Here is a 25,763-nt window from a genome sequence, read left to right as displayed (position 1 = left end):
TGGCCCTATCGCCGGCAAGCCAGCTCCCACAGGTTCTGCACAGTCCTCAGGGCCTGTGGAGCTCCTGTGGGAGCTGGCTTGCCGGCGATAGGGCCCGTGCAGGAAGAATGAATCAGGCCCGCTTGTTGAACTGCGCCAGCGCTGGCAACAGCTGTTTGTCGATGGCCTGGCGCACCGCTGGCAGGATCGTCGCGCTGCCGGTATACATCTGCTCGACCATGCCCTTCAGCGCTCGCGCATTGGGCTCGGTCAGCCCCCGCACCACGGCTTCGCAAGCCTGCTCGGCACTGGCCCCGGCCGGAATCTCGAACCCGCGTGCGCGCAGGTGGCCTGCCAGGTCGTCCTGATCAATCAAATCCGCATGCATCATGGCTGTTGTCCCTTTTATCGCTAAGAGAGTGCTGCTGTGATTTACGACCGATTCTGTGACGACGGCGACATGCCCGCAACAACAAGATGCCGGCATGGCTGCTTTGGCTAAGAACAGGTCGTTTACGGCTAAATCCACCTGGCGGGAACTGCGCACACTCAAGCCATCTACAGCAACCGAGGGTTTGGTCACCCTCATTCATGCACAGTGGATGTTGCTCGCTCTTGGCCCCGGATGCTCACGGCTTTCCGGGGTTATTTTTTTGCAAGGCCGATTACACGGCCTACATGAACGGGCGCTTGAAGTTGACGTTGTTCGTCCACTAGCCCCTGTAGTAACCCTGTGCTGTGCTCGCTGAACGGCGCCGACGTCGGCCCCGCCAGATCTACATGCAACAGCATCTGCTCACTGGCTGCCAGCGCTTCATCGAACCCGGCCCGGTGCAGGCTGTGGTACACCTGCAGACGCTTGCGATCAAAACCGATGATCTGCGTCTGCACCCATACCTCGGTGCCCAGCTTCACTTCATGCAGGTAGTTGATGTGCGCCTCCAGGGTGAACAGCGAGTTGCCGCTCTGCCCACGGCTGTCGGCATCCAGGCCGATGCGCTCCATCAGTGCATCGGTGGCATAGCTGAAGATCAGCAGATAGAAGGCATCGCGCAGATGCCCGTTGTAGTCGACCCAGTCCTCCTGGACTGGGGTGCGGTAAGTGATGAGTGCGGGCATCAAGGTTTCCTCAATCGCTGAACGACATGCCGTGCGTTTCTTTGCTGGCCTTCACGGCTTCAAGTACCGCCAGCAGGGTGTCATCACGATAGCGCTCCAGCGCGGCGATGCTGCGTTCGCCCAGTTGCTCCGAGGTGCCGTCCACCACATCGTCGATCAATTTGTCGGTCAGTTCCGGTGCCGGCAGGTAGGTCCAGGGCAGTTTGAGTGCCGGGCCGAACTGCGACATGAAGTGGCGCATGCCCGCGTCGCCACCGGCCAGGGTATAGGTGAGGAAGGTGCCCATGAACGACCAGCGCAGGCCGGCGCCGAAGCGGATCGCGTCGTCGATTTCACCGGTAGTGGCCACGCCGTCATTGACCAGATGCAGGGCCTCGCGCCAGAGCGCTTCGAGCAGGCGGTCGGCGATGAAACCGGGAACTTCCTTGCGCACATGCAGCGGTCGCATACCCAAGGCGGTGTAGATGATCTTCGCTGCCTCGATGGCCTCAGGCGCAGTGCGGTTACCGCCGACGATTTCGACCAGCGGCAGCAGGTACACCGGGTTGAACGGGTGGCCGACCACGCAGCGCTCGGGGTGGGTGGAAGACTCATAGAACTCGCTGGGCAACAGACCTGAAGTACTGGAGCCAATGATGGCATCAGGTTTTGCAGCGGCGCTGATCTTCGCGTGCAGGCCGAGCTTGAGGTCCAGCCGCTCTGGCGCGCTTTCCTGGATGAAATCGGCGTCGCGCACGCATTCCTCGATGGTGGCAACGAACTTCAGGCGGTCTTGTGATGCACCGGCCGCCAGGCCCTGCTTCTCAAGCGCGGGCCAGGCATTGGCAATACGCTTGCGCAGCGCCTGTTCGGCGCCTGGAGCCGGGTCCCAGGCGACTACGTCCAGGCCGTGGGCCAAGGCGCGGGCGACCCAGCCGCTGCCGATCACGCCGCTACCCAGGGCGGCGAAGGTCTTGATCTCGGTGATGAAGGGCATGCGAATTCTCCTGATGGTTTCAGCGGCGCTTGAGGTTCATTTTTTCCCGGCCTTCGGCTGGGGTCAGTACACGGGCGCCTAGGCGCGAGATGATCTCCACGGCGCGTTCGACCAACTGGCCGTTGCTGGCCAGTACGCCACGGTCCAGATACAGGTTGTCTTCCAGGCCCACCCGTACGTTACCGCCCAGCAGTATCGCTTGCGCCGCCATCGGCATTTGCATGCGGCCGATGCCGAAGCCGGCCCAGGTGACGTTGGCTGGCAGGTTGTCGACCATGGCTTTCATGGTGGTGGTGTCGGCCGGGGCGCCCCACGGGATGCCCAGGCACAGCTGGAACAGCGGGTCGTCCAGCAAGCCTTCCTTCATCATTTGCTTGGCGAACCACAGGTGGCCGGTGTCGAAAATTTCCAGTTCGGCTTTCACGCCAAGTTCGGTGATGCGTTTGGCGCCAGCGCGCAGTTGCGCCGGGGTGGAAACGTAGATCGAGTTGCCGTCGCCGAAGTTGAGCGTGCCGCAGTCGAGGGTGCAGATTTCCGGCAGCAGGGCCTCGACATGCGCCAGGCGTTCCAGTGGGCCGATCAGGTCGGTGCCCTGGCCGAACTCCAGCGGCGTTTCGCCGGGGCCGATTTCCAGGTCGCCACCCATGCCGGCGGTAAGGTTGACGATGATGTCCACGTCGGCTTCGCGGATGCGTTCCATCACTTCGCGGTACAGCGCCACGTCGCGGCTGAAACGGCCGGTTTGCGGGTCGCGGACGTGGCAGTGGACTACGGTGGCGCCGGCTTTGGCGGCTTCTACTGCGGCTTCAGCAATCTGCTTGGGGGTGACTGGAACAAGGTGGCTTTTCGAGGCGGTGTCGCCGGCGCCGGTGAGGGCGCAGGTGATGATGACGTCGTGGTTCATGGTGTGTTCCTTGTGGTGTCTGTGTTTGGCTTTTCGCGGGCATGCCCGCTCCCACAGGATCAATGTGATCCTGAGTGTGGAGCTGTACCTGTGGGAGCGGGCGTGCCCGCGAAAGGGCCCAGTCAGTTGGCAGTGAGCTTGAGGTTGTCCGCAGCCGGCTTGCCATCGAAGGTGGTCACACCTTCCAGCCAGCGGGCCTTGTCCTCGGGATGGTCTTTCAGCCACTGGCGGGCCGATTCCAGCGCGTCCTTGTGGTCGAGCAGCGGCTGCATCATGCGGCTCTCGTCCTCGGCGCTGAAGTTCAGGTTGGCCAGCAGGCGGTGGGCGTTGGGGCAGCGTTCGGCGTAGTCCGGTGCGGTTACTGTCCACACCGTGGCGCGGCCTTCGTCAGGGCCGAGCGCATCCTGGCTATCACCCAGGTAGGCCATGTCGATGTTCACGTTCATCGGGTGCGGTGCCCAGCCGAAGAACACCACGGCTTCCTTGCGCCGCACGGCGCGGTCGACAGCGGCGAGCATGCCAGCCTCGCTGGACTCGACCAGCTGGAACTTGCCCAGGTCGAACTGGTTCTTGGTGATCATTGCCTTGATCTGGGTGTTGGCGCCGGAGCCCGGTTCGATGCCATAGATCTTGCCGCCCAGCTCTTTCTCGAACTTATGGATGTCGGCGAAGGTCTTCAAACCCTTGTCGTAGAGGTATTTCGGCACGGCCAGGGTGGCGCGGGCATCCTCCAGGCTTGGTTTCTCCAGTACCTTGACCTGGTTGGCGTCGATGAACGGCGTGATGGTCTGGGTCATGATCGGGTTCCAGTAACCCAGGAACATGTCCAGGCGTTTGTCGCGGATGCCGGCGAAGATGATCTGCTGCGAGGCGCTGGTCTGTTTGGTCTGGTAGCCCAGGCCATCGAGCAGCACCTGGGCCATGGCGCTGGTGGCGATGACGTCGGTCCAGTTGACCACGCCCAGGCGGACGTTCTTGCAGGCCGCAGGTTCGGCGGCGTAAAGCGGGGAGGTGGCGATGCTGCTCAGGGCAAGGGTCAACAGGCTGCGGCGGATCAAGCTGTGCATGGTGGCTCTCCATCGGCAGTGCATATTGTTATGGGGTTCCGACCTCTCTGGGCCGTGTGAACACGCTACGCTGCTGGCAGGGTGAAAAATCGCACCCTGGCGACCAACAGTTGCACGGAGGCGACCACCTTTGCCGTGGAGCATGCAATGCCGCAAATCATTCACTTCCTGCTGTTACCCGGTTTTTCGGCCATGGGCTTCATCAGTGCCCTGGAGCCATTGCGGGTAGCCAACCGCTTCAAGGGGCCTTCGTATCGCTGGCAGGTGTTGAGCCTGGATGGTGGGGCGGTGCAGGCCAGCAACGGCATGTCGGTGAACGCCGATGCGGCGTTGGCGGCGGGGGAGCCAGCCGGCATTTTGCTGATTGTGGCTGGCTTCGACCCCCTGGCCTGCTATGGGCCGACACTGCAGCAGGCGCTGCGGCGCCTGGACCATGACGGGGTGATTCTGGGTGGCATCGATACCGGCGCCGTCGTATTGGCCGAGGCCGGCTTGCTCGACGGCCACCGCGCCACCGTGCATTGGGAGGCGCTGGAAGCGTTCAAGGAAAACTACCCAAGCTTGCAGGCGACCCAGGAGTTGTTCGAGATCGACCGGCGGCGCATCACCTGCGCGGGTGGCACTGCCTCGATCGACCTGATGCTCGACCTGATTGCACAAGCCCATGGCAGTGAGTTGGCGGTGCAGGTGTCGGAGCAGTTCGTGCTCGGGCGTATCCGTCAGCGACAGGACCACCAGCGCATGCAGATCGCCAGCCGCTATGGCATCAGCAACAAGAAGCTGGTGAAGGTGATTGGTGAAATGGAGCGCAACACCGAACAGCCGCTCAATACCCAGGTGCTGGCCGAGGCGGTGCAGGTGACCCGGCGGCAGCTGGAGCGGCTGTTTCGGGTGCACCTGGATGACACGCCAAGCGGGTTCTATTTGCGACTGCGGCTGGACAAGGCGCGGCAGTTGTTGCGTCAGACCGACATGAGTGTGCTGGAGGTGGGGGTGGCGTGCGGGTTTGAGTCGGCTTCGTACTTTACCCGCTGCTATCGGGCGCGGTACCAGCGTTGCCCACGAGAAGACAGGTTGGCCAGGGCTGTGTGATGTTCTCCTGTACCGGCCCCATCACCGGCAAGCCAGCTCCCACAGGTACTCCACAGAACTCAAGACCTGAGCAGCACCTGAAGGAGCTGGCTTGCACAATACTCAAAAGCTGTGGGGCACCTGTGGGAGCTGGCTTGCCGGCGATAGGGCCAGTACAGGAAAGCAGGATTTCACTGTTGACCAATGGACTGCAAATACTCCGACCGGTCATCACTGCGCTGCGCCACGCAGGTGTCCCAGGCCGCCTGAAACGCCTTGCTCCCGGGCTTCTCGGCATAGGTCTCAACCTTGCAATCCGCATCGCGCAGCTGTGTCCACAGCTTCTCGGCCGCATCCATACGCCCGACCAGCGCGGTGGCCTGGTCGCCCTCATCGGCATATTGGTCGCGAATACGCTGAATCAAGTCATCGTAAGCCGACTTCAGCTCACGCTCGGCAGTCTGCTTGTTGAACGCAGCGCACGCGTAGGTCTGCTGGTCGGTCTCGACGTTGTCGCACGGGGTGCTTTCTTCTTCGCCGGCCTGGGCGCCCGACACGACAGCCAGCAGTACCAGCCATGCCAATGATTTCATCCGTTTTCTCCTCAACAGGCTGACGAATCGCAGGGATTCTCGCTCAGCCGAAGGCAAGGCGGTAGCTCTCTGACGAAATGTTCATAAAACGGCCAGAAACGTCGTTATCGAGACTGTCTCTCATCGCCACGCCGCATGCCAGAGGGCGTGTTGTCGCGCATTGACGCTTTCGGCAAACCCCCTGTCGTTTTTGCATCGGGGCGTCATTGGGCACAGGCATATGCTGGCCCCAAAGCGCCGGCAGAAGGTTTGGCGCAGCCCAACTCAATAAAAGGGGACAGCCTGATGAGCCCAGCCGAACTTCACGCCGACAGCATCGTCATCGACGGCCTGATCATTGCCAAGTGGAACCGCGAGCTGTTCGAAGACATGCGCAAAGGCGGGCTGACTGCGGCCAACTGCACGGTGTCGGTCTGGGAAGGCTTCAAGGCAACCGTCGACAACATCGCTGCCAGCCAGAAGCTGATCCGCGACAACAGCGACCTGGTGATGCCGGTGCGCACCACCGCCGACATCCGCAAGGCCAAGGAGCTGGGCAAGACCGGCATCCTCTTCGGTTTCCAGAACGCCCATGCCTTCGAAGACCAGATCGCCTACGTGGACGTGTTCAAGCAGCTGGGCGTGGGCATCGTGCAGATGTGCTACAACACCCAGAACCTGGTAGGTACCGGTTGCTACGAGCGTGACGGCGGCCTGTCGGGCTTCGGTCGCGAAATCGTGGCGGAAATGAACCGCGTCGGCATCATGTGCGACCTGTCCCACGTGGGCTCCAAAACCTCTGAAGAAGTCATCCTCGAATCGAAAAAGCCGGTGTGCTACTCCCACTGCCTGCCCTCGGGCCTGAAGGAGCACCCGCGCAACAAGTCGGACGAAGAGCTGAAGTTCATCGCCGACCACGGCGGCTTCGTTGGCGTGACCATGTTCGCGCCGTTCCTGGCCAAGGGTATCGACTCCACCATCGATGACTACGCCGAAGCCATCGAGTACACCATGAACATCGTTGGTGAAGACGCCATCGGTATCGGTACCGACTTCACCCAGGGCCACGGCCAGGACTTCTTCGAGTACCTGACCCACGACAAGGGCTACGCCCGTCGCCTGACCAACTTCGGCAAGATCATCAACCCGCTCGGCATCCGCACTGTCGGCGAGTTCCCCAACCTCACCGAAACCCTGCTCAAGCGCGGCCATTCCGAGCGCGTGGTACGCAAGATCATGGGCGAGAACTGGGTCAACGTCCTCAAGGACGTCTGGGGCGAGTAAGCCGCTCTCCAAGCCTGATAGCCCCTGCCAGCAACGCCGGGGCACCCACATAAAAATTTTATGGAGTTGAGTTTCCATGGCCAAGATCGCCCCGCAATTGCCAATCGAAGTCGACAGCGAGACCGGTGTCTGGACCAGCGACGCCCTGCCGATGCTGTACGTGCCGCGCCATTTCTTCGTCAACAACCACATCGGCATCGAGGAAGTGCTGGGCGCCGACGCCTACGCCGAAATCCTCTACAAGGCCGGCTACAAGTCCGCCTGGCACTGGTGTGAAAAAGAAGCCGAATGCCATGGCCTGGAAGGCGTGGCGGTGTTCGAGCACTACATGAAGCGCCTGAGCCAGCGTGGCTGGGGCCTGTTCGAAATCCAGGATATCGACCTGGACAAGGGCACTTGCAGCGTCAAGCTCAAGCACTCTGCGTTCGTGTACGTCTATGGCAAGTGCGGCCGCAAGGTCGACTACATGTTCACCGGCTGGTTCGCCGGCGCCATGGACCAGATTCTCGCTGCCCGCGGCAGCAAGATCCGCACCGTGGCCGAGCAGGTCTACGGCGGGTCGGAAGAAGGCCACGAAGATGGCCTGTTCGTTACAAAGCCGTTGTAAGCCGGAGATAGCGTCATGGCATTCGAAGCAATGTTCCAGCCGATCCAGATCGGCAAACTGACCATCCGCAACCGCGTGCTCAGCACCGCGCACGCCGAGGTCTACGCCACTGACGGCGGCATGACGACCGACCGCTACGTGAAGTACTACGAAGAAAAGGCCAAGGGCGGCATCGGCCTGGCGATCTGCGGCGGCTCGTCCGTGGTGGCCATCGACAGCCCGCAGGAATGGTGGGCGTCGGTCAACCTGTCGACCGACCGCATCATCCCGCACTTCCAGAACCTGGCCGACGCCATGCACAAGCATGGCGCCAAGATCATGATCCAGATTACCCACATGGGCCGTCGCTCGCGCTGGGATGGCTTCAACTGGCCGACCCTGATGTCGCCGTCGGGTATCCGTGAACCCGTGCACCGCGCCACCTGCAAAACCATCGAGGTGGAAGAGATCTGGCGGGTGATCGGCAACTACGCGCAAGCGGCACGTCGCGCCAAAGAAGGCGGCCTCGACGGCGTGGAACTGTCGGCGGTGCACCAGCACATGATCGACCAGTTCTGGAGCCCGCGCGTCAACAAGCGTACCGACGAATGGGGCGGCACCTTCGAAGGCCGCATGAAGTTCGGCCTGGAAGTGCTCAAGGCCGTACGCGCCGAGGTCGGTGACGACTTCTGCGTGGGCATGCGTATCTGCGGTGACGAGTTCCACCCCGATGGCCTCAGCCATGAAGACATGAAGCAGATCGCCGCGTACTACGACGCCACCGGCATGCTCGACTTCATCGGCGTGGTCGGCTCGGGTTGCGACACCCACAACACCCTGGCCAACGTCATCCCTAACATGAGCTACCCGCCGGAGCCGTTCCTGCACCTGGCGGCGGGTATCAAGGAAGTGGTCAAGGTACCGGTGCTGCACGCGCAGAACATCAAGGACCCGAACCAGGCCACACGCATCCTTGAAGGCGGCTACGTGGACATGGTCGGCATGACCCGTGCGCACATGGCCGACCCGCACCTGATCGCCAAGATCAAGATGGGCCAGATCGACCAGATCAAGCAGTGCGTCGGTGCCAACTACTGCATCGACCGCCAGTACCAGGGCCTGGATGTGCTGTGCATCCAGAACGCCGCGACCTCCCGTGAATACATGGGCGTGCCGCACATCATCGAGAAAACCACCGGCGTGAAGCGCAAGGTGGTGGTGGTAGGCGCCGGCCCTGCCGGTATGGAAGCTGCTCGTGTAGCGGCCGAACGTGGCCACGACGTGACCCTGTTCGAGAAGAAAGACCAGATTGGCGGGCAGATCACCATCGCCGCCAAGGCACCTCAGCGTGACCAGATTGCCGGTATCACCCGCTGGTACCAGTTGGAGCTGGCGCGTTTGAAAGTCGACCTGCGCCTGGGCACCGCCGCTGACGTGGCCACCATCCAGGACCTGCGCCCGGACGTGATCGTGCTGGCCGTAGGCGGGCACTCGTTCCTGGAGCAGAACGAACACTGGGGCGCTGCCGAAGGGCTGGTGGTCAGCAGCTGGGACGTGCTCGACGGCAAGGTTGCGCCGGGCAAGAACGTGCTGGTGTACGACACCATCTGCGAATTCACCGGCATGTCGGTGGCCGACTTCATCGCTGACAAGGGCAGCCAGGTGGAAATCGTCACCGACGACATCAAGCCGGGCGTGGCCATGGGCGGTACTACCTTCCCGACCTACTACCGCAGCATGTACCCCAAAGAAGTGATCATGACCGGCGACATGATGCTGGAAAAGGTCTACCGCGAAGGCGACAAGCTGGTGGCGGTGCTGGAGAACGAATACACCGGCGCCAAGGAAGAGCGTGTGGTCGACCAGGTGGTGGTGGAGAACGGCGTGCGCCCTGACGAGCAGCTGTATTACGCCCTGAAGGAAGGTTCGCGCAACAAAGGCCAGATCGACGTGGAGGCGCTGTTCGCCATCAAGCCACAGCCGATTCTCAGCCAGCCGGGCGAAGGCTACCTGCTGTATCGCATCGGCGACTGCGTGGCCCAGCGCAACGTGCATGCGGCGATCTACGACGCCTTGCGCCTGTGCAAGGACTTCTGATCGCACCGCCTCTCTAGAGGCGGGACTGGCCCCCCTTGTGGGAGCGGCCTTGTGTCGCGAAAGGGTCGCGAAGCGGCCCCAGGTTTTCAGCTTCGCAGCAGAAATTGCCGGGGCTGCTTCGCAGCCCTTTCGCGACACAAGGCCGCTCCCACAAGGGGTCCGCGCCGCTCTTGAGGTGGCGCAAGAATCCAGCTGTTATGGGAGCCTCCCATGTTGAACACCCTTCTACCCATCCTGCTGTTCGCTGCCCTTGGCCTGGCAGTGCTCGGCGCCCTGCGCCGGGTGCGCATGTGGCGGCGTGGCCGGCCAAGCAAGGTCAACCTGATCGGCGGCCTGCTGGCCATGCCGCGCCGCTATCTGGTGGACTTGCACCATGTGGTCGAGCGCGACAAGTACATGTCCAAGACCCACGTGGCCACCGCGGGCGGCTTTGTGCTGTCGGCCGTGCTGGCCATCCTGGTGCACGGCTTTGGCTTGCAAAGCAAAATCCTCGGCTACGCGTTGCTGGTGGCCACCGTAATCATGTTCAGCGGCGCCATCTTCGTCTTCAAACGCCGCCTCAACCCACCCTCGCGCCTGTCCAAGGGCCCGTGGATGCGTCTGCCGAAGAGCCTGATGGCGTTCGCCGTGAGCTTCTTCATCGCCACCTTGCCGGTTGCCGGCATCCTGCCTGCCAACACCGGCGGCTGGGTGATGGTCGGCGTCCTTGGCCTGGGCGTGCTGTGGGGCGTGTCGGAGCTGTTCTTCGGCATGACCTGGGGCGGCCCGATGAAACACGCCTTCGCCGGTGCCCTGCACCTGGCCTGGCACCGTCGCGCCGAACGTTTCGGGGGAGGCCGTTCCACCGGCCTCAAGCCGCTGGACCTGGAAGACCCGAACGCGCCGCTGGGCGTGGAAAAACCGGCAGATTTCACCTGGAACCAACTGCTGGGCTTCGACGCCTGTGTGCAGTGCGGTAAATGTGAGGCCATGTGCCCGGCGTTTGCCGCTGGCCAGCCGCTGAACCCGAAAAAGCTCATCCAGGACATGGTCATTGGCCTGGCTGGTGGCACCGACGCCCAGTTCGCCGGCAGCCCGTACCCGGGTAAACCGATTGGCGAGCACGGCGGTCACCCGCACCAGCCTATCGTCAATGGCCTGGTCGATGCTGAAACGCTGTGGTCCTGCACCACTTGCCGTGCCTGCGTCGAGGAATGCCCGATGATGATCGAGCACGTCGATGCCATCGTCGACATGCGCCGCCACCTCACCCTGGAAAAGGGCGCTACCCCGAACAAGGGCGCCGAGGTGCTGGACAACCTGATTGCCACCGACAACCCTGGCGGCTTCGCCCCTGGCGGGCGCATGAACTGGGCGGCCGACCTCAACCTGAAGCTGTTGTCCGAGGTGAAAACCACCGAAGTGCTGTTCTGGGTCGGCGATGGTGCCTTCGACATGCGCAACCAGCGCACCCTGCGTTCGTTTGTCAAAGTCCTCAAGGCTTCGGGCGTGGACTTTGCCGTGCTCGGCCTGGAAGAACGCGACAGCGGCGACGTCGCCCGCCGTCTGGGCGATGAAGCGACCTTCCAGCAACTGGCCAAACGCAATATCCAGACCCTGGCCAAGTACAAGTTCCAGCGCATCGTCACCTGCGACCCGCACAGCTTCCATGTGCTGAAGAACGAATACGGCGCCTTGGGCGGCGAATACCAGGTGCAGCACCACAGCACCTACATCGCCGAACTGATCGCGGCCAACAAGCTCAACCTTGGACAGCACAAGGGCGGCAGCGTCACTTATCACGACCCGTGCTACCTGGGCCGTTACAACGGCGAGTACGAAGCCCCGCGTGAAGTGCTCAAGGCGTTGGGTATCGAAGTGCGCGAGATGCAACGTTCTGGCTTCCGTTCCCGTTGCTGCGGCGGTGGTGGCGGTGCGCCGATCACCGACATCCCGGGCAAGCAGCGTATCCCCGATATGCGCATGGACGACATTCGCGAAACCGAGGCCGAGCTGGTGGCCGTGGGTTGCCCGCAATGTACCGCCATGCTCGAAGGTGTGGTCGAACCGCGCCCACAGATCAAGGACCTGGCCGAGCTGGTGGCCGACGTGCTGATCGAAGAGGACGCACCCACTGCCCCAAAGCCGCAAACGGCTAAACGTGAACCTGCGGAGGTGCACTGATGAGCGACATTATCCGCCGCGACCCACGCGCCGAGTGGATCGCCCGTAACCGCCTGCACCCGCTGCACGCGGCCATGCAGACCCAACAGACCAGCTGGATGGGGCCGAACGGCCTCATCCGCAAGAACCCCCATGCGATTGCCGCAGGCTTCATCGGCCCGGCCGGCATCAAGCGCATCGACCGCAGCGGCGCCCAGCAGGGTACCGGTGTGGGCGGGCGGCGCACGGCGGCGGCCGAGGTCAAATTGCCGCTGCATCAGGTGCCGGCGCCGGCGTTCTACATTGCCGTGGTGCCCGACATGGTCGGTGGCCGCCTCAGCAGCCACGACCGCGACCTGCTCGGCCTGGCCCACAGCCTGGCTGGCAGCGATGGTGCGGTGTTGGCGGTGGTGTTCAACGAACACAAGGAAAGCAACTTTTCCACAGCCGGCGTCGACCGCCTGCTGGTCATCGAAGGCGAAGCATTCGAGGGTTATGCACCGGAGCAACTGGTGCAGGGCTTGCGGGCTGTGGATAACCAGTTCACCCCGCGCCACTGGCTGCTGCCTGACAGCCGCACCGGTGGCGGGGAGCTGGGCCGGCGCCTGGGCGCGGCACTGGGCGAACGCCCGGCGACGCGGGTGTGGCAGGTCAAGGACGGCCAGTGCATCGGCCGTGCCGGTGCCGGCCAGCAAGACCTGCAGCGCGCCGTGCCACGCTTGATCCTGGCCGCAGCCGAGTGCGCCGAACCGGTCAGCGAAACCCGTCACGAAGCGCTGCCGGTGGAGTTGTCCACAAGCGTGGCGCGCAGCCTGTCGCGTATCGAAGACCTCGGCTCGGTGGCCGTGGACCCGGCCACCATTGCCATGGCTGAGGCCGAGTTCATCGTCTCGGGCGGCAACGGGGTCAAGGACTGGGATTTGTACCACAAGGCTACCGCAGCCTTGGGCGCCACCGAAGGCGCCTCGCGGGTGGCGGTGGACGACGGCTTCATGCCGCGCAACCGCCAGGTGGGTGCTACCGGTACCTGGGTGACCGCACGGGTCTACGTGGCTGTGGGTATCTCGGGCGCGATCCAGCACCTGCAGGGCATTGGCGCCTGCGACAAGGTGGTGGCGATCAACATGGACCCTGGCTGCGACATGATCAAACGGGCCGACCTGTCGGTGATTGGCGACAGCTCGGCGATTCTCAAGGCACTGATCGAGGCTGTGGACAACTTCCGCAGCGGCGGCCAGCGCGACGCGGCATAAGGGCACGAGCATGAGTACGAAAGTGATCAGCCTGGTTTCCATCGGTGCCCACCCAAGCTCCGGCCGCGCCCGCCGCGCCGAGCAGGATGCCCGCGCTGTGGAGTTGGGATTGCAGCTGGCTGGGGATAACTTGCAGGTGGTGCATGCCGGCGACCCGCGCGAAGAGGCCCTGCGCGCTTATCTGGGCATGGGCCTGGACCACCTGGACGTGCTGGAGCAGCCGGCTGGCGCCGATGTGCTGGGCGTGCTGGGGGACTACCTGCGCGACGCCGGGGCACAGCTGGTGCTGACCGGTAGCCAGGCTGAAACGGGCGAGGGTTCAGGCATGTTGCCGTTCCTGCTGGCGGAAAAGCTCGGGTGGCCGTTGATTGTGGGGTTGGCCGAGGTAGAGTCGATCGACAATGGCACCGCCCAGGTCTTGCAGGCTCTGCCGCGGGGTCAGCGGCGCCGGCTGAAAGTGCGCCTGCCGTTGCTGGCGACTGTGGATAACGCGGCGCCCAAGCCGCGCCAAAGTGCCTTCGGGCCGGCGAGACGGGGAGTTTTGGCGGCACGTAACGTGGCCATTATCGAAGACGAGCTGCTGGCCGAAGCCGAGCTGCAACCGGCCCGGCCACGGCCCAAGCGGTTGAAGGTGATCAAGGCCAAGAGCGGTGCCGACCGGATGAAGGCAGCGACGGCCAAGGCCAGTGGTGGTGGTGGCAAGGTGCTGAAGGATGTTTCGCCACAGGAAGGTGCCGAGGCCATTCTCAAGCTGTTGGTAGAAGAAGGTGTGCTGCGCTGAAGCCCGAGCTGGCCTCATCGCCGGCAAGCCGGCTCTCACAGGATTACTACTGCCTTCGGGCCCTGTGCAATACCTGTGGGAGCTGGCTTGCCGGCGATTGGGCCTGACAGGCTAATGATGTGCCTTGGCCACATTGAACGCCCAACAGCCTAGCGCCTCGCTCACTGGCTCGAATAACACCCGTTCCCCCTTCGATAACACCACATTCACTGCGGCGCAGCGCAAAACCAGGTAATCCCTGCGCCGCCCTTCGGCGCTGATAACCCCAATCCCCCGCTTTTCATCGAACCACTTCACAGTGCCTTCCTGGCGGCTGTGCATAAGTCACTCCTGGGTAATGCCAAAGTAGTGGCCATTACCCAATCACATCGCTGGATTTGGCGAAACTGGCAGAAATATCAGGTACACGTTTGTTTTGCCCACGGAATCTGTTCGCCAAGGTGTGGATAAAGTGTTGGCGCATGGCTGTAAGCCTTATGTCACGGCACTTGCAGAACTTAGATCATAAAATGATCAGCTTTCAACTGGCATAGCCTGATGCAGCCACGCAGTCACCTGCCAGGTTTTGCCCACAATCGCTGTTAGCCGGTCTGTGGATAATCTGTTTGATAGCGGCTGTAGCCCTCGCTGTTAAAGGCCTTAACCTGATCGATCAAAAATCAATCAAATCAGTCTGAAATCGACTTCAGCGCTTGTTTTCTGGGCCTTGAATCGCTTATCCACAGGACGATGGCTGCGTTTTGTCTATTGCCCACAAACTCTGTTGGTTTCTCTGTGGACAAGATGTAATGACTTTTCTGTAGCCAAGAAAAATCGGGGCTTTGCGCAGAGTGATTAAAAAATGATCAGCTGCCACCTGATATTTCTGCTAGTACGTAACCCAGCCTATTGCGGCTAGGGTAGTGGAAAGCTTTGAAGGATTTGTGGATAACCATGGCACGAGCTTACTCACCTTACGGCGTTGTTGCAGGACGCCCAATATCAGTGTTGGCTTTTTGCGGACAACGCCCTGATCAGCTTTTGGGCAGTTACCCGCTGGGAAATGGTTATCGCCACTACAACCCTATGCTAATGCGGTTCCAGAGTCCCGACAGCCTTAGTCCTTTTAACCGCGGAGGCATCAATGCCTATGCCTATTGTGGCGGTGATCCGGTGAACCGAACCGATGAGTCGGGCCGGTCTTGGATCACGGCTTTGACGCATGTGTTTTTCGGCTCAAGTGCCCTGGCAGGCGTAAGCAATATGGTTGTCTCGCGTATGAGAGCCAGGATCAACAATGTTCCACTTCCCAATGGCGTTGCCGAGCCATCTTTACCCAGCTTGCATCCGGCAGTGGTCGCTGGGGCTAATGTCGTCGATACATACGCCTACACTACATCGGTATTGCTTCGTGGACCGAATCTTGCGGAAACCTTCAACCCAGGGTCGATGAGAACCATTCAGCCGGTTATGAATGGGGCGGATCTTGGCCGTTCAGGGGGTGGTTTCTTGGGATTCGCAGCCCTACCCATGAATGCCAGGCATGAGTGGCGTCGTGCGGGGGTGCGCGGCATGCCTAGAGGGCGATTAGTTGCTGACGCTGTGCTGGATGCATACGGCTTGAGCTATATGTGGCAAGGGATGCAGCAAGTCGGCCAAGCCGTGAGCACAGCCGTATCGGGCGCTGTCAGGGGGCTTGTCGCGATGGTGCGGGGGCGTCGTAGGGGAGTTGATGTTGAGGCCGGTATCGATGACACGCGCTTATAAAGCGTTGGAGAGCCCCGCCGTAGCACATGCGTGCGTTGGCGGGGTTTGCGCTTACTGCGCCTGCACTTCTTTCAAATACGGCGCCGGCTCCGCCCCTAGGTTGTTCAGCATCCGCCCGCTGTACCAGTCGATGAAGTTCACCACGCCAAACTCATAGGTCTTCGAATAAGGCCCTGGCTGGTACGCTGTGGAGTTGATCCCACGCTGGTTCTCTTCCGCCAGACGGCGGTCCTGGTCGTTGGTGGCGTCCCACACCTTGCGCATACGCTCCGGGTCGTAGTCCACGCCTTCCACGGCGTCCTTGTGCACCAGCCACTTGGTGGTGACCATGGTCTCTTGAGCGCTGATCGGCCACACGGTGAAGACGATCATGTGGTCGCCCATGCAGTGGTTCCACGAGTGCGGCAGGTGCAGGATACGCATCGAGCCCAGGTCGGGGTTCTTGATGCGGCCCATCAGCTTCTGGCAGGCCTGCTTGCCGTCCATGGTCATCGACACAGTGCCCTTGAGCAGCGGCATGCGCACGATGCGGTTACGCAGGCCGTGGCTCTTGTGCAGGTACGGGATTTTCTCGGCTTCCCAGGCGGCGGCCGAGGCGGCCACGTGGTCCTTGAATTCCTGGCTGGCACGCGGGTCGTTGGTATCGTCCCACTCCAGCAGGGTTTGCAGCAGCTCCGGGTGCGAACCGCTGCAGTGGTAGCACTCGCGGTTGTTTTCCAGCACCAGCTTCCAGTTGGCCTTTTCCATCAAGGTGGTTTGCACCGCCACCTTGGTGTTCTCCATGTCGTACGGTTCCATGTAGTGTTCCAGGGTGGCCAGGAACTCGTCGATGGCAGGCGGGTTTTCCGCCAGGCTGATGAAGATGTAGCCACCGGCCACTTTCACGTTTACCGGCTTCAGGCCGTACTGCTTCATGTCGAAGTCGGCGCCCATTTCGGTGCCGGCGAACAGCAGGCGGCCGTCCAGCTCGTAGGTCCACTGGTGGTAGTGGCACACCAGCTTGGCCACCTTGCCTTTGTCGCTGACGCACAGGCGCGAACCGCGGTGGCGGCAGACGTTATGGAAGGCGTGCACCTTACCTTCGGCACCGCGCACCACCAGGATCGGGTTGTTGCCGATCTGCAGGGTGATGTAGTTGCCTTTCGCCGGAATTTCGCAAGTCATGCCGGCGATCAGCCATTCTTTCTGGAAGATCTCCTGCATGTCGATCTGGAACAGACGCTCGTCGGTGTAGAAAGGCTGGGGCAGCGAGTAGGTTCGCTCGCGGGTCTGCAGCATCTCGGCGGTAGCCTTGCGTGCAGGTTCCAGTGGATCGCCCAGGCTCAGGGTTGCGGTGACGTCCATCGTGTATTCCTCGGGGCCGTGTGCGGCCGGCAAAAGGTGGCTAATCGTTGTTGTGGTGCCGCAAGGCTGTCTTCAAGAAACAGCTTGTTTATTTGCCGTGGAGTGTGCGTCCGAAGCCGCCGCGAACCGTATCCATGGGCGACATGGCCGATGTGAATAACGACGCCACAGCCCTTGTAGCGCGGGGCTGGTCGCGATAAGCACGCCGATGTCGCTGGCAGGAATGTGCATCGCCTTCGGCTTGCGCATTATCCAAGCCATAAAAAGCCCAATAGTCGGCTGCTGGAGATGAACATGTCCGATACCTTCCTCAATCCGGTCACCACCCAGACCTGGGCCAACGGCCGCCACATCGTGCGCTGCGTCAAGGTCATCCAGGAGACCTGGGACGTGCGCACTTTCTGCTTCATGGCCGATCAGCCGATCATGTTCTTCTTCAAACCCGGGCAGTTCGTCACCCTGGAGCTAGAGATCGAAGGCAAGCCGGTGATGCGCTCCTACACCATCTCCAGTTCACCGTCGGTGCCCTACAGCTTCTCGATCACCGTCAAGCGTGTACCGGGCGGGCTGGTGTCCAACTTCCTGCACGACACCATGCACGAAGGTGCCGAGCTGCCGGTGCACGGGCCGGTGGGGTTGTTCAACGCCATCGACTTCCCGGCAGGCAAGGTGTTGTACCTGTCGGGTGGCGTGGGCATTACCCCGGTCATGTCGATGGCGCGCTGGTTCTACGACACCAACGCCAACGTCGACATGGTGTTCGTACACAGCGCCCGCTCGCCGAAGGACATCATCTACCACCGCGAACTGGAGCAGATGGCGTCACGCATCCCCAACTTCAGCCTGCACATCATTTGCGAGAAGCATGGCCTGGGCGAGCCGTGGGCGGGGTATCGCGGCTATCTCAACCAGCGCCTGATGGAGCTGATTGCCCCGGATTACATGGACCGCGTGGTGTTCTGCTGCGGCCCGACGCCCTACATGACGGCGGTCAAGCGCATGCTCGAAGCGGTCGGCTTCGACATGAAGAACTACCACGAGGAGTCGTTCGGCGCGACACCGGCCGAGGCCAAGGCCGATGCAGTGGAGCACGCCGAGCAGGCGGCCGATGCACCGGAGCTGGATGTTTCCGACCTCAACCTGGTGGAGTTCATCGGCAGCGAGAAGAGCATCCGCGTCGCCCCGGGCGAGACCGTGCATGCGGCGGCGGCCAAGGTTGGCTTGATGATCCCGAAAGCCTGCGGCATGGGCATTTGCGGCACCTGCAAGGTGCTCAAGCTGGGCGGTGAGGTGGAGATGGAGCACAACGGCGGCATTACCGAAGAGGACGAAGCCGAGGGTTACATCCTGTCGTGCTGCAGTGTGCCGAAAGGGGATGTGCGGATCGATTACTGATCCGGAATTACAGGGGGCTGCTTTGCAGCCCATCGCCGGCAAGCCAGCTCCCACAGGTACTGCACAACCCAGAAAAGGTGCGCGGTCGGTGTGGGAGCTGGCTTGCCGGCGATGGGCCGCAAAGCGGCCCCAACTGTTTCAAGTACGGAACCGGGCTACAAGGCCATTGAGGTCCACGGCAAGGCGCGACAACTCGGCACTCGCCGCACTGGTCTGATGCGCCCCGGTAGCACTCTGCACCGACAGGTCATTGATGTTTACCAGGTTGCGGTCCACTTCCCGCGCCACCTGCGCCTGTTCTTCCGCCGCGCTGGCAATCACCAGGTTACGCTCGTTGATCTGCGCCACCGCCCCGGCAATGGTATCCAGCGCCATGCCCGCACCACGGGCGATGTTCAGGGTGGATTCGGCGCGTTCGGTGCTGGTGCGCATCGACTCCACCGCTTCTTCCGTACCGCCCTGGATGCTGCCGATCATGCGCTCGATTTCGCTGGTCGACTGCTGGGTGCGATGGGCCAGAGCACGCACTTCGTCCGCCACCACGGCAAAACCACGGCCCGCCTCACCGGCTCGCGCTGCTTCGATGGCGGCGTTCAGCGCCAGCAGGTTGGTCTGATCTGCCAGGCCACGGATCACGTCGAGTACCTTGCCGATGTCACGCGACTGTTCGGCCAGGTGGGTAATCAGTTTGGCAGTGGCTTGCACATCACCGCTCATGCGCTCGATGGCACCCACGGTTTCCATCACCAGGTCACGACCGTCGCCGGTGGAGCGGCTGGCTTCACTGGACGCTTCAGAAGTGCTCACGGCATTGCGCGCCACTTCTTCGACAGCGCTGGTCATTTCAGTAACGGCTGTGGCGGCCTGTTCGATTTCGTTGTTCTGCTGTTGCAAGCCACGGGCACTTTCGTCGGTGACGGCATTCAGCTCTTCGGCTGCCGAGGCCAGTTGCGTGGCCGAGCCGGCAATCTGCTGCAGGGTGTCGCGCAGCTTGTCCTGCATGCGGGCCATGGCGCGCAGCAGGCGGGCGGCTTCGTCGGTGCCTTCGGCGCGGATGATGTGGGTCAGGTCACCGTCGGCGACCTGTTCGGCGCTCTTGAGCGCTTCTTCGATCGGCTTGACGATGCTGCGGGTCAGCAGGAAGGCGCAGGCGAAGGTCAGCACGGTAGCGGCCACCAGCAGGCCGATCACCAGGGCGAAGGCCGCAGCATACTGGTTGGCAGCCTTCTCGTTGGTGGCGCGGGTCTGGTCTGTGTTGATGCGCACCAGGGTGTCCATGACCTTGTTGATCTGCTCGGAGTTGGCCAGCAGATCACGGTTCAGCAGGTCGCGCAGCTCGTCCAGGCGGTCGGCCTGGCTCAGGGTGCGCATGCGTGACTCCAGCTGGCGGTACTGGTTGAGCAACTGGCCATACTGGTCGAACGCGGCCTGTTCGTCGGCGGCGCCGATCATGGGCAGGTAGGCCTGGCGTGCGCGGTCTATCTGGCTGTTGCGCTGGTCCAGCAGGTTGAGGGTGTCGCGCTGGGTGTCCGGCTCGCGGTTGAGCAGCAGGCGGTAGGAGAGGGTGCGCATGCGCAGGTTCAGCGCGGTGAGCTCGTCGAGGATCTTGATGCTGGGCACGCTGACCTGTTCGATGGCCACGCCGGCCTGGCGGATGTTGCCCATCTGTACCAGCGAGAAGATGCCAAGGCCAAGCATCAGCAGGCCGATAAGCGCGAAGCCGAGCAGCGCGCGCGGGGCGATGTTCATGTTGCGTAGAGACATGGAGGGGAGGGTCCAGGCAAGGGGAAAAGGTGCGCAAGGTGCGACAAAACAAGACTTGTCTGGCTATCGGTCGTGACTGATCAGTCTTGAGTGCGACCCGCAAAATTTGTGAGGTGGCTAACCTTTTCCTGACCGGCGGTTGACCCAAGTCGGAACAAGGGGGTGCTTACCCTGTCAATCTGCGGGTTAGACACCTTATGAATCCGATATTTAATGGCGATGGGCGGCACTTTTCTTTATCGTGTGCGCCCCTCGCAACAACCTGAGATAGACCCATGCTGGAAGCTTCCCTGAATCAAATCGAGCAACTGGTCAGCGACCTGATGCAGAAAAACGCTCAACTCACCGAGCAGAACGCTACCCTCGGCACGCAATTGGCACAGGCCAAGGAAGAGAACGAAACCCTGCAGCTGTCGCTGATGGAGCAGGAAGAGAAGAACGGCACCACCGCCGCCCGCCTGCAGGCCCTGGTTGAGCGCGCCAGCGCTGTCGGCGCATGAGATTGCACGAGCAGCCGGTCAATGTCGTGTCGATTCTCGGCATCGACTATTCGATCAAGGCGCCAGAGGGCCAGGAAGAAACCCTGGCTCAGGCGGTGCGGATGCTCAACACCGCCCTGAACGAGACCAAGCGTCAGTACCCGACCCTGATCGGTGACAAACTGCTGGTGCTGGCTGCCCTTAACCTGTGCTCCAGGCAGGTTGAACTGCAGAAAGAACACCAGCAAACCCTGGCACGTACCCAGGCGCAGATCGACGCCACGGTGGACGCCATCGTGCGGACCATTGCCGAGCAATGACGGCTTGATGCCGAGCCCCCTGTGGGAGCGGGCGCGCCCGCGAACACCGGCGCAGCCGGTGCCAGACACCGCGTCGTGTTCTTCGCGGGCACGCCCGCTCCCACAGGATCTGTGTTGTTGTTCTAGATCACTGGATTAACTGGATACGCAAGTGTATACACTTCTCGCAAAACAATAATGTGCGGGGAGTAGGGGCATGCGTATCTGGCGTAAAAGCATCCAGTGGCAGTTGATCACCAGCATGGGCGCCGCCCTGCTGGCCAGCATCCTGGTGGTGGTCATCATTTTCACCGTGGCGCTCAATCGCCTCACCGATCGCTACCTGGTCGACACTGCGCTGCCGGCCAGCATCGAGGCCATCCGCAATGACATCGAGCGCATGCTCGGCCAGCCGCTGGTAGCTGCTGCAGACATTGCCGGCAACACCCTGCTGCGCGACTGGCTGGCTGCTGGCGAAGACCCCGCCCAGGCCCCGCAATTCATCGAATACCTGGCCGCCGCCAAGCAGCGCAACAAGGCTTTCACCACCCTGTTTGCCTCGACCGAAACCGGCCACTATTACAACGAGAATGGCCTGGACCGCACCCTCAGCCGCAGCAACCCCAAGGACAAATGGTTTTACGGCTACATCGACAGCGGCGCCGAGCGGCTCATCAACATCGACATCGACGGCGCCACTGGCGAGCTGGCGTTGTTCATCGACTACCGCGTGGAAAAGCACGGCCAACTGGTGGGCGTGGCCGGCATGGGCCTGCGCATGACCGAGCTGTCGAAGCTGATTCACGACTTCAGTTTCGGCGAACACGGCAAAGTATTTCTGGTGCGTAACGATGGCTTGATCCAGGTGCATCCGGACGCTGCCTTCAGTGGCAAGCGCCAGCTTGCCGAGCAGCTTGGCGCGGACGCAGCCAAGGGTGTCATGACGGGAAGCGAAGGCCTGCGCAGCAGCCGCTTCAGCCGTGACGGCGAACGCTACCTGGCGCTTGGTTTGCCCCTGCGCGACCTCAACTGGACCCTGGTGGCCGAAGTGCCAGAGTCGGAAATCTACGCGCAAATGCACCAGGCCGTCTGGCTGACCAGTCTGATCGGTGGTGCTGTAGCGTTGGTTTCGCTGCTGTTGGTGGTGCTACTGGCGCGTGGCCTGGTGCGGCCGATCCGCCGCGTTACCGCTGCACTGGTGCAAATCGGCAGTGGTGGGGGCGACCTCAGTCATCGTCTGGATGACACGCGCCAGGACGAACTGGGTGACCTGGCGCGTGGCTTCAACCGCTTCCTCGACAGCCAGCGCAGCCTGATTGGTGAGGTGTTGCAAACTTCCGAACGCCTGCACCGGGCGGTTGAGCAGGTGACTCAGGTGGTGGACAACACCGCCGAGCGTTCCGGACGGCAGCAGGAAATGACCGAGATGGTCGCCACCGCTGTACACGAGATGGGCCTGACCGTGCAGGACATAGCCCGCAATGCCGGTGATGCGGCGCAGGCCTCGCAGTCGGCACGGGACGAGGCCTTGCAGGCGCGTGAGGTGGTGCAACGCTCGATTCGTGGTATCGAGGGCATGTCGGGCGACATCGGCAAAGCCGCCGATGCCGTCAGCCAGTTGGCCGATGAAGTCGCCTCGATCGATGAAGTGCTCGCGGTAATCCGTAGCATTTCTGAACAAACCAATTTGCTGGCGTTGAACGCTGCCATCGAGGCCGCAAGGGCAGGGGAGATGGGGCGTGGGTTTGCCGTGGTGGCCGATGAGGTGCGTACGTTGGCCCGGCGAACACAGCTGTCCACCGATGAAGTGCAGCAGATGATCCAGCGCCTGAAGCAGGGCGCGGGTTCGGCGGTGAGCTCGATGCAGGCGGGGCAGCAGGCGACTGGCAGTGGCGTGGAATCGAGCCAGCGCACCGGGGCGTCGCTGGGGGCGATTACCGATCAGGTGGAGCACATCAGCGATATGAACCATCAGGTGGCTACGGCGACGGAAGAGCAGTCAGCGGTGACTGAGGAAATCAACCGGACAGTGCAGGGGATTTCCGACTTGGCGCGGGAGACGGCGGCCGAAGTGCAGGGATGTCGGGAAGAATGCCAGGCGTTGCGCGGCTTGGCGGATGACCTGGCTCGGCAGATGGGTGGGTTCAAACTCTAGATCGGTGTTGGCTTCTTCGCGGGCTTGCCCGCTCCCACAGGTACTGCACAGCGTTTGAAGGCGCTGTAATCCTGTGGGAGCGGGCATGCCCGCGAATGCGGCCTGTCAGGCGGTGATGATGCTGCGGATATCCGCAGCCAGCTCACGCACCCGCTCTTCCTCGGTATCCCAAGAACACATGAACCGCGCCCCGCCGCTACCAATAAAGGTATAGAACCGCCACCCCTTGCCCCGCAGTGCTTCAATCGCAGGCTCCGGCATTTGCAGGAACACCCCGTTGGCCTCCACCGGGAACATCAGTTCCACACCCGGCAAGTCACTCACCAACGACGCCAGCAACTGCGCGCAATGGTTGGCGTGATTGCCATGGCGCAACCAGGCGCCATCTTCCAGCAGGCCCACCCACGGTGCCGACAGGAAGCGCATCTTCGAGGCCAGTTGCCCGGCCTGCTTGCAGCGGTAGTCGAAGTCTTCGGCCAGCTGGCGGTTGAAGAACAGGATCGCCTCACCCACGGCCATGCCGTTCTTGGTGCCGCCAAAGCACAGCACATCTACACCGGCCTTCCAAGTCAGTTCGGCCGGGCTGCAGCCGAGAAACGCGCAGGCATTGGTAAAGCGCGCGCCGTCCATGTGCAGGTTGAGGCCCAGCTCCTTGCAGGTGGCGCTGATCGCTCTGAGCTCATCTGGGCGATAAACGGTGCCTACTTCGGTGGCCTGTGTGATGGTGACCACCCGTGGTTTTGGGTAGTGGATGTCCTGGCGCTTGAGCGCCACTTCGCGGATGGATTCCGGCGTCAGCTTGCCGTTGACGCTGGCCGCCGTCAGCAGCTTGGAACCGTTGGAGAAGAACTCCGGCGCACCGCATTCGTCGGTCTCGACGTGGGCGGTCTCGGAGCAGATGACGCTGTGGTAGCTCTGGCACAGCGAGGCCAGGGCCAGGGAGTTGGCAGCGGTACCGTTGAAGGCGAAGAACACTTCGCAGTCGGTTTCGAACAGGTTGCGGAAGTATTCCGAGGCGCGCTCGGTCCACTGGTCGTCGCCGTAGGCGCGGTCGTGGCCGTGGTTGGCCTTTTCCATTGCTGCCCAGGCTTCGGGGCAGATGCCGGAATAGTTGTCGCTGGCGAATTGTTGGCTCTTATCTGTCATGACACGGTCCTGTGAACGACGCAGAACAGCACTCTAAACCATCGATTCAGCAGTTGCCTATACAAGCGGTGCATAGGCTGATGGCTGTGCTGTCTGTACCGGCCTCTTCGCGGGCACGCCCGCTCCCACAAGGACCGCGCAGGCCAGGAACCATGGGCCTGTGCAAATTCCTGTGGGAGCGGGCGTGCCCGCGAAGAAGCCAACGCCGCAACGAATGTCGTAAACGCGCCATTGCAAGGCGTGCGCAGGCATCTGACCCGCCCCGACCAGTCATAACATCGCCACAAAGGGCCACAGTGCCCCACGACAAAAAACGATCGCTGCCGGGAGATACACGATGTTCAGCAAGCAAGACCAGATCCAGGGTTACGACGACGCACTGCTGGCGGCGATGAATGCCGAAGAACAGCGCCAGGAAGATCACATCGAGCTGATCGCCTCGGAGAACTACACCAGCAAGCGCGTCATGCAGGCCCAAGGCAGCGGCCTGACCAACAAGTACGCCGAAGGCTACCCGGGCAAGCGCTACTACGGTGGCTGCGAGCACGTGGACAAGGTAGAAGCCCTGGCCATCGAGCGCGCCAAGCAGCTGTTCGGCGCCGACTATGCCAACGTCCAGCCGCACTCCGGCTCGTCGGCCAACGGCGCTGTCTACCTGGCCCTGCTGCAGGCCGGTGACACCATCCTCGGCATGAGCCTGGCCCACGGCGGCCACCTGACCCACGGCGCCAAAGTGTCGTCCTCGGGCAAGCTGTACAACGCTGTTCAGTACGGCATCGACACCAACACCGGCCTGATCGACTACGACGAAGTCGAGCGCCTGGCCGTCGAGCACAAGCCGAAAATGATCGTTGCCGGCTTCTCGGCCTACTCCAAAACCCTCGACTTCCCACGCTTCCGCGCCATCGCCGACAAGGTCGGTGCGCTGCTGTTCGTCGACATGGCCCACGTTGCCGGCCTGGTTGCTGCTGGCCTGTACCCGAACCCGATCCCGTTCGCCGACGTGGTGACCACCACCACCCACAAGACCCTGCGCGGCCCACGTGGCGGCCTGATCCTGGCCAAGTCGAACGAAGAGATCGAGAAAAAGCTGAACGCCGCCGTATTCCCGGGCGCCCAAGGCGGCCCGCTGATGCACGTGATCGCCGCCAAGGCCGTGTGCTTCAAGGAAGCGCTGGAGCCAGGCTTCAAGGCCTACCAGCAACAAGTGATCGAAAACGCCCAGGCCATGGCCCAAGTGTTCATCGACCGTGGCTACGACGTGGTATCCGGTGGCACCGATAACCACCTGTTCCTGGTCAGCCTGATCCGTCAGGGCCTGACGGGTAAAGATGCCGACGCCGCCCTGGGCCGCGCGCACATCACCGTCAACAAGAACGCCGTGCCGAACGACCCGCAGTCGCCGTTCGTCACCTCGGGCCTGCGCATCGGTACCCCGGCCGTCACCACCCGTGGCTTCAAGGTTGCCCAGTGCGTGGCCCTGGCCGGCTGGATCTGCGACATCCTCGACAACCTCGGTGACGCAGACGTCGAAGCCGATGTGGCGAAGAACGTCGCTGCCCTGTGCGCCGACTTCCCTGTTTACCGCTGAGTGGAGTAAACGA

At 62.2% G+C, this 25,763-nt stretch carries 23 protein-coding genes and 1 pseudogene; 14 read left to right on the top strand and 10 right to left on the bottom strand.

The window, feature by feature from the left end; all coding sequences use genetic code 11:
* Window positions 1-112: 112 nt before the first annotated feature.
* The 5 genes from A0O30_RS17745 to choX form a co-directional block, all read right to left on the bottom strand.
* A complete protein-coding gene (locus tag A0O30_RS17745; protein ID WP_012270100.1) occupies window positions 113-370 on the bottom strand; it encodes a hypothetical protein in 258 nt (85 codons plus the stop codon).
* Window positions 371-624: 254 nt separating this feature from the next.
* Entirely contained in the window at window positions 625-1,098 is a 474-nt protein-coding gene (locus A0O30_RS17740) for a thioesterase family protein (protein ID WP_105947353.1), read from the bottom strand.
* Between the two features lie 10 nt (window positions 1,099-1,108).
* Window positions 1,109-2,074 carry an L-carnitine dehydrogenase gene (locus A0O30_RS17735; protein WP_105947352.1) on the bottom strand — a complete coding sequence of 322 codons (966 nt, stop codon included), beginning with the start codon at window positions 2,072-2,074 and terminating at the stop codon, window positions 1,109-1,111.
* Between the two features lie 19 nt (window positions 2,075-2,093).
* Entirely contained in the window at window positions 2,094-2,978 is an 885-nt protein-coding gene (locus tag A0O30_RS17730) for a 3-keto-5-aminohexanoate cleavage protein (protein ID WP_105947351.1), read from the bottom strand.
* A gap of 122 nt (window positions 2,979-3,100) precedes the next feature.
* Complete coding sequence (choX, locus tag A0O30_RS17725) at window positions 3,101-4,045, bottom strand: choline ABC transporter substrate-binding protein (protein ID WP_105947350.1); 945 nt, start codon at window positions 4,043-4,045, stop codon at window positions 3,101-3,103.
* A gap of 147 nt (window positions 4,046-4,192) precedes the next feature.
* Here choX and A0O30_RS17720 point away from each other — a divergent pair, with 147 nt between their 5' ends.
* Entirely contained in the window at window positions 4,193-5,137 is a 945-nt protein-coding gene (locus A0O30_RS17720; RefSeq protein WP_105947349.1) for a GlxA family transcriptional regulator, read from the top strand.
* A gap of 170 nt (window positions 5,138-5,307) precedes the next feature.
* Here A0O30_RS17720 and A0O30_RS17715 read toward each other — a convergent pair whose 3' ends face one another.
* Entirely contained in the window at window positions 5,308-5,709 is a 402-nt protein-coding gene (locus A0O30_RS17715) for a lysozyme inhibitor LprI family protein (RefSeq protein ID WP_019096853.1), read from the bottom strand.
* 285 nt (window positions 5,710-5,994) lie between these two features.
* Between A0O30_RS17715 and A0O30_RS17710 the strand changes: the two genes are divergently transcribed.
* From A0O30_RS17710 to A0O30_RS17680, 6 genes are all read left to right on the top strand, one after another.
* Window positions 5,995-6,972 carry a dipeptidase gene (locus A0O30_RS17710; RefSeq protein ID WP_003257506.1) on the top strand — a complete coding sequence of 326 codons (978 nt, stop codon included), beginning with the start codon at window positions 5,995-5,997 and terminating at the stop codon, window positions 6,970-6,972.
* A gap of 76 nt (window positions 6,973-7,048) precedes the next feature.
* Window positions 7,049-7,579, top strand: a complete 531-nt coding sequence (locus A0O30_RS17705; protein ID WP_008091518.1) for a DUF5943 domain-containing protein — start codon at window positions 7,049-7,051, stop codon at window positions 7,577-7,579.
* Window positions 7,580-7,594: 15 nt separating this feature from the next.
* Window positions 7,595-9,655 carry a dimethylglycine demethylation protein DgcA gene (gene dgcA / locus A0O30_RS17700; protein ID WP_019096852.1) on the top strand — a complete coding sequence of 687 codons (2,061 nt, stop codon included), beginning with the start codon at window positions 7,595-7,597 and terminating at the stop codon, window positions 9,653-9,655.
* A gap of 210 nt (window positions 9,656-9,865) precedes the next feature.
* The gene (gene dgcB / locus A0O30_RS17690; RefSeq protein ID WP_105947348.1) at window positions 9,866-11,818 is read left to right on the top strand and encodes a dimethylglycine demethylation protein DgcB; all 1,953 of its coding nucleotides are present in this window, start codon (window positions 9,866-9,868) and stop codon (window positions 11,816-11,818) included.
* Entirely contained in the window at window positions 11,818-13,050 is a 1,233-nt protein-coding gene (locus A0O30_RS17685) for an electron transfer flavoprotein subunit alpha/FixB family protein (protein WP_016714515.1), read from the top strand. Before dgcB ends, A0O30_RS17685 begins: the two co-directional genes overlap by 1 nt.
* A 10-nt stretch (window positions 13,051-13,060) precedes the next feature.
* Window positions 13,061-13,831 (top strand): electron transfer flavoprotein subunit beta, encoded by a 771-nt coding sequence (locus A0O30_RS17680; RefSeq protein ID WP_105947347.1) that lies wholly within the window; start codon window positions 13,061-13,063, stop codon window positions 13,829-13,831.
* 111 nt (window positions 13,832-13,942) lie between these two features.
* Here the strand turns inward: A0O30_RS17680 and A0O30_RS17675 are convergent, their stop codons facing one another.
* Window positions 13,943-14,152: a cold shock domain-containing protein gene (locus A0O30_RS17675; protein WP_019096467.1), complete on the bottom strand. Its 210-nt coding sequence runs from the start codon at window positions 14,150-14,152 to the stop codon at window positions 13,943-13,945.
* Between the two features lie 612 nt (window positions 14,153-14,764).
* Here A0O30_RS17675 and A0O30_RS28235 point away from each other — a divergent pair.
* Complete coding sequence (locus tag A0O30_RS28235) at window positions 14,765-15,577, top strand: RHS repeat-associated core domain-containing protein (protein WP_105947346.1); 813 nt, start codon at window positions 14,765-14,767, stop codon at window positions 15,575-15,577.
* 51 nt (window positions 15,578-15,628) lie between these two features.
* Here the strand turns inward: A0O30_RS28235 and gbcA are convergent, their stop codons facing one another.
* On the bottom strand, window positions 15,629-16,921 hold the full coding sequence (gbcA, locus tag A0O30_RS17665; protein WP_105947345.1) for a glycine-betaine demethylase subunit GbcA: 1,293 nt from the start codon (window positions 16,919-16,921) through the stop codon (window positions 15,629-15,631).
* A 294-nt stretch (window positions 16,922-17,215) separates the two neighbouring features.
* Here gbcA and gbcB point away from each other — a divergent pair, with 294 nt between their 5' ends.
* Entirely contained in the window at window positions 17,216-18,316 is a 1,101-nt protein-coding gene (gbcB, locus tag A0O30_RS17655; RefSeq protein ID WP_105947343.1) for a glycine-betaine demethylase subunit GbcB, read from the top strand.
* A 138-nt stretch (window positions 18,317-18,454) separates the two neighbouring features.
* Here gbcB and A0O30_RS17650 read toward each other — a convergent pair whose 3' ends face one another.
* Window positions 18,455-20,080, bottom strand: coding sequence for a methyl-accepting chemotaxis protein (locus A0O30_RS17650; RefSeq protein WP_105947342.1), 1,626 nt, complete (start codon window positions 20,078-20,080; stop codon window positions 18,455-18,457).
* A 275-nt stretch (window positions 20,081-20,355) separates the two neighbouring features.
* On the opposite strand from A0O30_RS17650, the gene A0O30_RS17645 reads away from it, so the two are divergent.
* From A0O30_RS17645 to A0O30_RS28225, 4 genes and pseudogenes are all read left to right on the top strand, one after another.
* Complete coding sequence (locus A0O30_RS17645) at window positions 20,356-20,580, top strand: hypothetical protein (protein WP_105947341.1); 225 nt, start codon at window positions 20,356-20,358, stop codon at window positions 20,578-20,580.
* A complete protein-coding gene (locus tag A0O30_RS17640) occupies window positions 20,577-20,879 on the top strand; it encodes a cell division protein ZapA (RefSeq protein WP_060499136.1) in 303 nt (100 codons plus the stop codon). The genes A0O30_RS17645 and A0O30_RS17640 overlap by 4 nt, the downstream gene beginning before the upstream one ends.
* A gap of 196 nt (window positions 20,880-21,075) precedes the next feature.
* A pseudogene (mcpH, locus tag A0O30_RS28230) lies at window positions 21,076-22,149 on the top strand (methyl-accepting chemotaxis protein McpH); the annotation flags it as partial.
* A 126-nt stretch (window positions 22,150-22,275) separates the two neighbouring features.
* Window positions 22,276-23,013, top strand: a complete 738-nt coding sequence (locus A0O30_RS28225) for a methyl-accepting chemotaxis protein (protein WP_371921628.1) — start codon at window positions 22,276-22,278, stop codon at window positions 23,011-23,013.
* A 105-nt stretch (window positions 23,014-23,118) separates the two neighbouring features.
* Here A0O30_RS28225 and A0O30_RS17625 read toward each other — a convergent pair whose 3' ends face one another.
* Window positions 23,119-24,159 (bottom strand): low specificity L-threonine aldolase, encoded by a 1,041-nt coding sequence (locus A0O30_RS17625; RefSeq protein WP_105947338.1) that lies wholly within the window; start codon window positions 24,157-24,159, stop codon window positions 23,119-23,121.
* Window positions 24,160-24,496: 337 nt separating this feature from the next.
* Here A0O30_RS17625 and A0O30_RS17615 point away from each other — a divergent pair, with 337 nt between their 5' ends.
* Window positions 24,497-25,750, top strand: coding sequence for a serine hydroxymethyltransferase (locus A0O30_RS17615; protein WP_003255681.1), 1,254 nt, complete (start codon window positions 24,497-24,499; stop codon window positions 25,748-25,750).
* The last annotated feature ends 13 nt before the right edge of the window (window positions 25,751-25,763 follow it).

Origin of the sequence: Pseudomonas sp. LLC-1 (assembly GCF_002992185.1) — a bacterium.
In the GTDB taxonomy this organism is placed as follows: domain Bacteria; phylum Pseudomonadota; class Gammaproteobacteria; order Pseudomonadales; family Pseudomonadaceae; genus Aquipseudomonas; species Aquipseudomonas monteilii.
Note: the sequence above shows the minus strand (reverse complement) of the source record. Positions and strands in the feature narration are given on the sequence as shown.